General features: G+C 45.9%; 3 protein-coding genes. 2 read left to right on the top strand and 1 reads right to left on the bottom strand.

Features of this window, described 5'->3' with window-relative positions; all coding sequences use genetic code 11:
• Nucleotides 1-15: 15 nt before the first annotated feature.
• A complete protein-coding gene (locus FWJ59_RS09180) occupies nt 16-396 on the bottom strand; it encodes a helix-turn-helix domain-containing protein (RefSeq protein ID WP_414481636.1) in 381 nt (126 codons plus the stop codon).
• Nucleotides 397-509: 113 nt separating this feature from the next.
• Between FWJ59_RS09180 and FWJ59_RS09175 the strand changes: the two genes are divergently transcribed.
• Nucleotides 510-713: an aspartyl-phosphate phosphatase Spo0E family protein gene (locus FWJ59_RS09175; protein ID WP_414481635.1), complete on the top strand. Its 204-nt coding sequence runs from the start codon at nt 510-512 to the stop codon at nt 711-713.
• 364 nt (nt 714-1,077) lie between these two features.
• Nucleotides 1,078-2,773, top strand: a 1,696-nt coding sequence (locus FWJ59_RS09170; RefSeq protein ID WP_414481634.1) for an AIR synthase-related protein, incomplete at its 3' end; no start/stop codon positions are given.

Below are 2,773 nucleotides of genomic sequence, written 5' to 3'. Positions count from 1 at the left end.
TGAAAACACATCAAATCATTTTATGTTAACGTAAGGAAGAACTAACTTTATAAGCTTTTTAATTAGCTCCAGCTCTTTAGAGGAACACCTGCCAAGTAGCTCATTTAGTTCTTCATCGTTTAGGTTTCTGTATTCAGCGTGGGGTTCATTAACCGAAGGTTGAGCATCCACAATTTTCCCAAAAACGAGATAATCCAAAGATGTATGCAAACACTTCGCTATTTTAACTAGAACTGGAAGGCTCATCTGCCTTTCGCCTCTCTCCAACTGTCCTACATAGTATTCGGACAGTCCGATGATCTCTGCCAGCTCTTCTCTCGAAAGGTTGAACTTTTTTCTTTCGCTACGTATTCTTTGGCCAATTGCTTTGTTATCCGGTTCCATTCTGCTTGACATCTTATTCACTCCCAACATTGTATATCTTTACTTTACCTGATTTTGATGTGTACCTGAATTTGCAAATTGCATATTTTTATATTTGCCAAATAGCCTATATATAATGTAAAATTATGAATGACGCATACTGGTGGGGTGGTCATGTGGACGCAAAGACCAGGATTAAGATAGCCCGCAATTTGCTCAATAACGCCATTGAAATGAACATCAACAAAAAGGTCATTTTTAAGATAAGCCAGAAGATAGATGAATACATTGTAATGTATTATAGAGAGTATGAGGATTTAAAAGGTGAATTTAGAAAAGAGAAAAAGTAGTGAGCTAAGCTTTGTTGTTTTGATATCGATAACTTCAAAAACATAAACGACATATACGGGCATGTCGTGAGAGATTTGTATTGTGGCAATTTGCTGAAATTTTGCCAAGCAAGGCAAGGAAGGACGATATTATTGCTCTCTGGGACGGAGAGGAATTCGTGATGGCCTTACCAAGCGGCATCTATGTCGTACAATATGAAAAAAATTATAAAAAAAGTATTTAAAATCCCGAATTTTTATGTTATTATTTAACTGTATTGTTCGGTAAGCAGATGGTATTATCCCACTGCATAATATGGATATATTATCGAATATTTTCACATCGGCTGAAAAAATTATTAGTTTTGAAGGAGATAAGATAGCCATGAGCAAGGTTAGGCGAATATTGGTTGAGAAAAAGAAAGGCTTTGATGTCGAAGCGCAAGCGCTTTACAGGGATTTAAAGTACAACCTGGGGATAAAAGGGTTAAAATACGTCAGGGTCATAAACCGGTATGATGTGCAGGGACTTTCTGATGAAGAATACATGGCGTGCAGGAACACTATATTTTCTGAGCCCCCGGTGGATGTGGTATATGATGAGGAGTTCCCTTTGAGGGATGGCGAGCAGGCCTTTGCCATAGAGTACCTGCCCGGGCAGTATGACCAGAGGGCCGATTCGGCCAGCCAGTGTATACAGCTTTTGACCAGGGGCGAAAGGCCACTGTGCCGTACAGCCAAGGTCATAATCTTAGGTGGTAATGTATCCAGGGAAGAGCTTGAGAGGATAAAGGGCTACTGCATAAATCCTATCGAGTGCAGGGAAGCCTCTTTTGAAAAGCCGGAATCGCTTGAAGTCGAGGTTGAGCCCCCAGCTGATGTGGAAACGATAGAGGGATTTACTGAGTGGGAAAGAGAGAAGCTGGCCGAGTTTATAGACGACAGGGGCTTTGCTATGTCATTGGACGACATGGAGTTTTGCCAGGATTACTTCAAAAACGTGGAGAGGCGGGACCCTACAATAACCGAGCTTCGCATGCTTGACACCTACTGGTCCGACCACTGTCGCCACACCACATTTTTAACCAAGATTGAGGACATTGCAATTGAGGATGGTAAGTATACACATCCGATAAAAGCTGCACTTGAAAGCTATCTCGATACCAGAAAGTTCATCTACGGGGACAAGGAACAGGATAAGGATATTTGCCTTATGGACATAGCCACCATTGCCATGAAGGAGCTTAAGAAGAAGGGCATGCTGGATGACCTAGAGGAATCTGATGAGGTAAACGCCAGCAGCATTGTGGTTGACGTGGATGTAAACGGCCAAAAAGAGCAGTGGCTTGTAATGTTCAAAAACGAAACGCACAACCATCCTACCGAGATAGAGCCCTTTGGCGGGGCGGCCACGTGCCTGGGAGGGGCCATAAGGGACCCACTGTCGGGACGAGCCTATGTATATCAGGCCATGAGGATCACGGGAAGCGGCGATCCCAGAACCCCTATTGAGAAGACCCTCCCCGGCAAACTGCCGCAGCGAAAGATAACCACGGTGGCTGCTCAGGGGTTCAGCTCATACGGAAATCAGGTAGGCCTTGCCACAGGACAAGTGGTAGAAGTTTACGATGAGGGATATGTGGCAAAGAGGATGGAGCTGGGTGCGGTGATCGGTGCCGCACCAAGGCACAACGTGGTGAGAGAAAAGCCTGAGCCCGGCGATGTCGTAATACTTCTCGGCGGAAGGACTGGCCGTGACGGGTGCGGCGGTGCTACCGGTTCGTCCAAGGAGCACGATGAACAGTCGCTGGTAAAGTCGGGTGCCGAGGTCCAAAAGGGGAATCCGCCCACCGAAAGGAAGATCCAGAGGCTTTTCAGAAACCCTTCGGTGAGCCGGCTTATCAAGAAGTGCAATGACTTTGGCGCCGGCGGCGTGGTGGTGGCCATAGGTGAACTGGCCGACGGCCTTGAGATAAACCTGGATGCCATACCCAAAAAATACGAGGGGCTGGACGGCACCGAGCTTGCCATATCTGAATCACAGGAGAGGATGGCGGTGCTGGTATCGCCCAAGGATGTAC

The sequence above is a fragment of the Caldicoprobacter sp. genome (assembly GCF_047459465.1).
Lineage (GTDB): Bacteria > Bacillota > Clostridia > Caldicoprobacterales > Caldicoprobacteraceae > Caldicoprobacter.
Note: the sequence above shows the minus strand (reverse complement) of the source record. Positions and strands in the feature narration are given on the sequence as shown.

Bases quoted from the DNA above. Each gene is read 5' to 3' on its own strand.
- FWJ59_RS09180 (WP_414481636.1), bottom strand. From the start codon at position 396: ATGTCAAGCAGAATGGAACCGGATAACAAAGCAATTGGCCAAAGAATA.
- FWJ59_RS09175 (WP_414481635.1), top strand. From the start codon at position 510: ATGAATGACGCATACTGGTGGGGTGGTCATGTGGACGCAAAGACCAGG.